The sequence below is a fragment of the Serratia sp. CC22-02 genome (genome assembly GCF_900182895.1).
GTDB classification, from domain to species: Bacteria; Pseudomonadota; Gammaproteobacteria; order Enterobacterales; family Enterobacteriaceae; genus Serratia; species Serratia nevei.
Window position 1 is genome coordinate 1 of the sequence record NZ_FXUD01000023.1, and the last position, 5,493, is coordinate 5,493.

Consider the following 5,493-nt stretch of genomic DNA (forward strand, 5'->3'; position numbering starts at 1 on the left):
TGTACCGTCAGCTGATACCCCGTCTCGGTCTTGTTGTCACGGCGCCAGGCTCCCCGCGCCGGCGAAAGCCAAAAGGGGAATACACCAGAAAGAAGTCGTAACGGGAGGGTTTATGACGAAATCACTGAAAGAGATGTTGGCCGAGCTGGCTGTTAGCAAACAGGGCAATCCGCTGCAGGACGAGCGCACGGAGGACAATTTGGCCCGCATTTCATTGGCAGCGGAGGCTGTGTTGGCTTTCTTGGCTAGATGTCCGGGTGATGAACGCGACGTCACGTCGATTTTCGCTGATTTAATGGCCGATTTATTCCACTTGGGGCACCGCCTGCACATGGCTGGATTTTATGCCGATTTTCCATTATGGCGGCAGTCTGTATTACTCACCGCCATGGGCCATTTTGACGCTGAAATTACCGAGTTTTCAGAGGAGGTGATTTGTCATCCTCATGCGGCCTTCGCACTGCTGTCGTTCCTAAACAGCCGTAAGCAACCTGATCAACACATCAGCGTATCGGCACGCTTACTTGCGACTGAACTGGTCATGATGAATACCCGTCTTGAATCGTTACCGAAAGCTAATGCACTGGCCGCCGTCATCGCCGAAATCTACAAGTAATCATTAGGGCGGTGCGCCTGCCGCCCTATCTAATTATGGTATCAATATGAATAATAAGATTTATTTTAAGGGTAAAAAGACAATTGAGGTGATCACACATGCGCGTCAACAGGGGAGTGATGTGCTGTTGGTCAAGGATGAGGGGGTGTATTTGATGGCGGCATCGCATGCCAAAGGAAAGCGGTTATTGGCCTATGCGGAAGGGTTGGATCCGACGACCCGTGACAGTAGAGACGTATTTGATGAAGCCTGCCGATTATGTGGCGGTGACGACTTTATGGAGCGTCTCCCGTCGGACGACCCGACCTTTGATCATCTGCTGGAGAAACAAGGTTATCTTGAGTTTCTCATTACACAAACCGAGTTCTGTATGACGTCTGTGGGTTAAAAGCGACGCCCGGTTCGCATTGGTGATAGTTCCGCGGTGTGGCAAAGCCTCCTTGATACTCATATTGAGCATCAAGGGGGCCTGTGGCGGGAACTCTTCAATAATAAAGTGACTCAGTTTGATGCGTAACAACGAAAGTTAGCAACCAATAAACTCATATTGAGTTATTTAAATTACTCATTTTGAGAAACTATAGCTTGATGCGCTCTCTGATTTACTTATAATGATACTCAAATTGAGTAACTAAAGGGTTGTGAAATGCATATTTGCTGTGATGATGGTTCTACCAATGTGAAGCTGGCCTGGTATATGGCGGGGAATTTACATACGACCCTATCGCCTAATTCTTTCCGTCCAGGATGGAAAATCGACGGCATCGGCAGCCGTCGGACGTACAACTATTCCGTTGATGGCCTGAAGTACACCTTTGACGATGTTAGCCAGCAGGCGATCAGCACGACCAATATTGAGTATCAGTACGGTGATACCAATCTGCTCGCGGTTCACCATGCCTTGCTAAACAGTGGCATTGAGCCACAATCGGTTAAGCTGACTGTCACATTGCCAATCAGCGAGTTCTATACCGATGACTGTCAGAAAAACACAGTCAATATTCAGCGAAAAATCGACAACCTGCTTCGACCTGTGACGTTGAATAAAGGAGACGCTTTTACGGTGACAGCAGTTGAAGTGATGCCTGAATCCCTACCGGCGGTGTTTTCTCACTTGGTCCAGGAGAATGTTGGGCCGCTGGAAACGTCCCTGGTTATCGATTTGGGTGGCACAACGCTTGATGCCGGGGTGATCGTCGGGCAATTCGACGATGTGACGGCGATCCACGGTAATCCTACCCTGGGTGTTTCTATGGTGACGCAGGCCGCGCTGACGGCGCTGCGTATGGCGGACAGCGATACGAGCGCCTATGTGGCGGATACGGTGATCCAGCGTCGTCACGATCGGGCCTTTTTGTCACAGCTGATAAATGATGCTTCCCGTGTTGATGACGTTATCGCCGCGATAGAGCACGGTATCACCCGGCTTGGCGATCGTGTAGTGAACGAACTGGCGCGATTCCGCCACGTTAACCGGGTTTGGCTGGTCGGTGGGGGCGCTCCGCTGATAGAATCCGCCGTAAGAAAAGCCTGGAAACTGTCGGCGGAACGTATAACGTTGGTCGAAAACCCGCAAATGGCGCTGGCGAGTGAAATGGCATTGTATAAACAAGAGGGATAACCGTGAGCGAAAACAGCAGTGATACCCGCCGAAAATTTACCAGCTATTTGCAGCTGGACTGCGAGGCAGATCGCCAAGCTCTGAATGTGGTTGAATCCATTTCGCAGCGAGTGCGCGGGGATTTTCTGCGTAATGCCATCATCACAACGGCGGCATTACATCAGCTCGATTCACGATTACCAGTATTGTTGGCCACGATGTATAACGGCCAGTTGACCAGCGAGCAGCTGGTCAACCTGGTCAGTCAAACAACAGGCTGGAGACCCGAAATGGCCGCGATCCGCGACGTGGTTATGGCGTTGTCTGGTGATAATTGTCGATTGGTGGATCCGGTTGAACCTGTACAGCAGCGTAGCGAATTGGGGCCCCTGGATGAGGCTCGCAAGAAATTGGATAAATTGCTCTAAGGGGCAATTATTGCCGGTTTGTCTGCATTTTTGTCTCGTTTAGGGTGCAAAAATTGCCTGTTTTTTAAGGGGGCAATGCATGGATGTTTTTGAGTTGAGATTATGGCGCGCCGGCCAATACTTTTCGCTGTCTGAGGCGCGTTCGCTGCGCCTGGGGAGCCATTGGCGGCAAGAGGATGCCGCCAATGCTCTGGGGGTGTCAGAACGGACTTATCGGACCTATGAAAATAGTGGCGTGTCCCGAACAGCTCGCCTGGGGATCCAGACACTGATGCTGGTCCGCTTGTTACCCGATTTGCGTCGAATGGAGCAACCGCAAATCGTTTTGCAACTGCAGGCGCTAACGCGCCACGATCAGACTACACCTCAGTCCAGGGGCGTGGTATCGCTTATTATGCCTTCAGCAGGTATGAAGGCATGGCGAGGGGCGCTGGGTTGGACGCAAAAGCAGACCGCGGATTATCTTGGGGTTTCGCTTCGGACCGTCAAGAACTATGAGCAAGGGGTTTTGCCGCGTCGACTGATGTTGGCCGCACAGGCTGTTACGCTGATAACGTTGTTGCCGGTCTGGGCAACCTATCCGTCAGCCAGGTTACTGCAGGTTCTGGAGCAACTGGTTAATATTGAAGTGAAATAACACACTGTTTATGGTGGCCAATTCTGGCCACTCAAAGGATCCCCGGCCTTGCCGGGGCCCCATCTCTGACTTCAACTTCTGCGATTTGCATTTTTTCCGCCCTGCGGGCGGGGATCTAAATGGTATGTCGTCGCCTGGGCTTACGCCGTAGCCCGAACGTAGCCGTGCCGCTGCGCCTGCAAGGGTACGCGTTGCCCATATCCTCACCCGTTCGCACTCACTCTCTCCCTGCTGTCGTTCGCTCGCTTGCGCATGCGGCTTGCGGTATGGCCCCTGCATTCTCCGCTTTCCGCACGTCTGTGTTTTGGCTACGGCGCAAGCCGATATCCGACAACCTGACTGGAGAAGAATTATGCCGAATTGGTGTGCAAACCGCCTTATCGTGACTGGGACGCCTGATCAACTTACCGCTTTGGCCGAATTTTCACATTGCGAAGGAAGTGACAGTTTTTTCAGCGATGTTGATGTTGCATTAGTGGAGTTCGACGGTGAAATACAGCTGGATTTTCATACCCGGTGGGCTCCCCCTGAAGGTTCCGAGATCCGCAGTCTGAGTAAGCGTTTCTCCTGCCATATTTGCCACACGTTTTGCGAGGAGGGGGAGGGTTTTTGCGGGTATCACGTCTATTCAAGTGGCGAATATATAGATAGTGCCAGTGACGATATTGAATGGTCAGACGATCTGGACGAATACGGATATGCCGAGGTTGTAGGCCCGGAGTATGTCTTGGGGAATGTACCAGATTACGGTGGTTAACGATTTTCTCGCGCTCCTGACAGGGCGCTTAACTGAATAATACGGAATATTAGGATGCTTGCAAAAATGACTATCGCAGGGCTTATTGCCCGGCTAAACCGTTATCCCAATGACGCGCTGTGCGTGGCCAGTTTTTGGCTGGATGATGATTTTCTCGCGTTGGATGCAACGTTGACGGCTGACGATATTGAGCTGGCGATGGAGGTTGTCCATGACAATCATGATGCCAATATTGGCATCAACTAGGACGTGCTGCAGAACGCGATTGATATTGTAAAAGTTCAAGAGTGATAGCTTGCAGCCGGTCTATGACCGGCGCCGCATCCACTGGCCGCCATGGGCGGCCGTTAAGGAAAACCGTTACAACGGCTTCATGGCGCACTTTTCCTGGCATCTTGTGCCGCGGCGTTCACTTATGCTGTGACGGACGCTGCCCCGTTCCGGTACGACAACAAGGGAAAGCTGGCGCCCGCTGTCCTCACCCGTTCGCACTCCCTGCGGTCGTTTGCGCTGCGGCTTCCGACATCGCCCTTGCTGTCGTCCCCAATGGAACGTGGCGGTCTGGTGTCACAGCAACGTGCTCCCCGCTCTGTGCAAGAGCGAGAAAAAGTGCACCATAAGTGAAGCCGGAGAATGAAGTATGAATACTGCAGTAAACGCCACCCAGCCAGCAACAGAAGTGAGCAGAATTGAAATTACCGATCCGCGTCGCCGTTTAGCTTTTGTACCTCAATTATTCGCCACGCCGGTAGGTGAACGCTTGGCCATCAACTTTTTAAGCAGACACAGCAATTACGATGGGGGAATGTGGAATTTTTATGAGGTTCCAGTAGGGCTCACCGGCCGAGTCGGGCCATGGGCTGACATGATTATTAACCACCCAACCGGTTACATCGCGCCAGCGGATGGGGTTTATCGTTTAACTATTCCGGGTAATTACTTCGATGCTGATGTTTCGGCGGATGCTGCAGGGATCATCGCAACGCTTTTTGTTTTGAATCACCTTTCCTGGAAAGCTTCAGAACTGGGGAAAGATTATGCGCTGACCTGTCAACGATTAATCGAGCGCCAAGATGCGCTTAAAGATTACATCAGTATCATTCAACACCCTGAAAAGTCGCTGATATTCCAAGCCATCGATTAATAATTTATCCGGGCGAGTAGCCCGGATATCTCCTCCACGTGTGATGTATCGACGTTGCGCGCGTTTGGTTTTTAGCGACGTTGAGTCGCTAAAAACCAACGATCGGTCGCTTGCAGCCGGCTTCGCCGGCGCCGCTTTCACTGCCCGCCCGCTAATGCGGCCGTTCGCTAAGGCAGCCAGGCTAAAGGCCTGGCACTTTCTGGTGTATCCCCTCATGCCCGGCATCCGCGCAGAGAGACTGTCCCCGTGACAGACGCTGAGCCGGGGCGCCGCCGGCACAAGGGTACGCGTTGCCGGCGTCCTCACCCGTT

Annotated in this window: 8 protein-coding genes; all 8 read left to right on the forward strand. The window is 52.3% G+C overall.

From position 1 onward, the window contains the following. Positions 1–112: 112 nt before the first annotated feature. The 8 genes from QOL81_RS25600 to QOL81_RS25635 all read left to right on the forward strand — a co-directional run bounded on the left by QOL81_RS25600 (position 113) and on the right by QOL81_RS25635 (position 5,182). Positions 113–616, forward strand: a complete 504-nt coding sequence (locus QOL81_RS25600; protein WP_128884948.1) for a hypothetical protein — start codon at positions 113–115, stop codon at positions 614–616. Positions 617–662: 46 nt separating this feature from the next. Then, the gene (locus QOL81_RS25605) at positions 663–1,004 is read left to right on the forward strand and encodes a DUF3085 domain-containing protein (protein ID WP_128884949.1); all 342 of its coding nucleotides are present in this window, start codon (positions 663–665) and stop codon (positions 1,002–1,004) included. Positions 1,005–1,262: 258 nt separating this feature from the next. Then, the gene (gene parM / locus QOL81_RS25610) at positions 1,263–2,237 is read left to right on the forward strand and encodes a plasmid segregation protein ParM domain-containing protein (protein ID WP_128884950.1); all 975 of its coding nucleotides are present in this window, start codon (positions 1,263–1,265) and stop codon (positions 2,235–2,237) included. A gap of 2 nt (positions 2,238–2,239) precedes the next feature. Continuing rightward, the gene (locus QOL81_RS25615) at positions 2,240–2,644 is read left to right on the forward strand and encodes a plasmid partitioning/stability family protein (RefSeq protein WP_128884951.1); all 405 of its coding nucleotides are present in this window, start codon (positions 2,240–2,242) and stop codon (positions 2,642–2,644) included. 79 nt (positions 2,645–2,723) lie between these two features. Continuing rightward, positions 2,724–3,281, forward strand: coding sequence for a helix-turn-helix domain-containing protein (locus tag QOL81_RS25620; RefSeq protein WP_222706555.1), 558 nt, complete (start codon positions 2,724–2,726; stop codon positions 3,279–3,281). 352 nt (positions 3,282–3,633) lie between these two features. Next, positions 3,634–4,038, forward strand: a complete 405-nt coding sequence (locus tag QOL81_RS25625; protein ID WP_128884957.1) for a DUF1281 family ferredoxin-like fold protein — start codon at positions 3,634–3,636, stop codon at positions 4,036–4,038. A 54-nt stretch (positions 4,039–4,092) separates the two neighbouring features. Beyond that, positions 4,093–4,284: a hypothetical protein gene (locus tag QOL81_RS25630; RefSeq protein ID WP_283440167.1), complete on the forward strand. Its 192-nt coding sequence runs from the start codon at positions 4,093–4,095 to the stop codon at positions 4,282–4,284. Between the two features lie 394 nt (positions 4,285–4,678). Further along, a complete protein-coding gene (locus QOL81_RS25635; RefSeq protein WP_128884959.1) occupies positions 4,679–5,182 on the forward strand; it encodes an antirestriction protein in 504 nt (167 codons plus the stop codon). The last annotated feature ends 311 nt before the right edge of the window (positions 5,183–5,493 follow it).

What these genes read in the sequence shown, in the direction of transcription:
- parM (WP_128884950.1), top strand. Translation starts at nt 1,263, where the DNA reads ATGCATATTTGCTGTGATGATGGTTCTACCAATGTGAAGCTGGCCTGG.
- QOL81_RS25625 (WP_128884957.1), top strand. Translation starts at nt 3,634, where the DNA reads ATGCCGAATTGGTGTGCAAACCGCCTTATCGTGACTGGGACGCCTGAT.
- QOL81_RS25635 (WP_128884959.1), top strand. Translation starts at nt 4,679, where the DNA reads ATGAATACTGCAGTAAACGCCACCCAGCCAGCAACAGAAGTGAGCAGA.
- QOL81_RS25600 (WP_128884948.1), top strand. Translation starts at nt 113, where the DNA reads ATGACGAAATCACTGAAAGAGATGTTGGCCGAGCTGGCTGTTAGCAAA.
- QOL81_RS25630 (WP_283440167.1), top strand. Translation starts at nt 4,093, where the DNA reads ATGCTTGCAAAAATGACTATCGCAGGGCTTATTGCCCGGCTAAACCGT.
- QOL81_RS25620 (WP_222706555.1), top strand. Translation starts at nt 2,724, where the DNA reads ATGGATGTTTTTGAGTTGAGATTATGGCGCGCCGGCCAATACTTTTCG.
- QOL81_RS25605 (WP_128884949.1), top strand. Translation starts at nt 663, where the DNA reads ATGAATAATAAGATTTATTTTAAGGGTAAAAAGACAATTGAGGTGATC.